The 272-nt window shown below is 68.8% G+C and carries 1 protein-coding gene; it reads left to right on the top strand.

The window, feature by feature from the left end:
- Positions 1-6 precede the first annotated feature (6 nt).
- Positions 7-272 (top strand): FAD-dependent oxidoreductase (locus RMT89_RS46310; protein WP_399498984.1); only part of this gene is annotated, 266 nt, incomplete at its 3' end.

Here is a 272-nt window from a genome sequence, read left to right as displayed (position 1 = left end):
GACGAGGTGCACCTTCGCCGCCTTCGGATCGATCGTGCGAAAGTCGCGCGCGAGGACGTGGCGGCGCAGCTCGGCGAAGCGGGGCCGCGCATCCTCGGCGCGTTCGCCGAAGATCTCTCCGCGAGCTCGGTCGAGCAGCTCGGCGATCTCGGCGTCGAAGTGCACACGAACGCGAAGGTGACGAAGATCGACGATACCGGCGTGACGCTCGACGGCACGACGAAGATCCCCTGCTCGGTGGTGCTTTGGGGCGCAGGCGTGCGAGCGACGCC

The organism is Streptomyces sp. P17 (assembly GCF_032436805.1).
Lineage (GTDB): Bacteria > Actinomycetota > Actinomycetes > Streptomycetales > Streptomycetaceae > Streptomyces.
The sequence above is the reverse complement of the archived record's forward strand: the minus strand, read 5'-3'. Positions and strand labels throughout refer to the sequence as shown.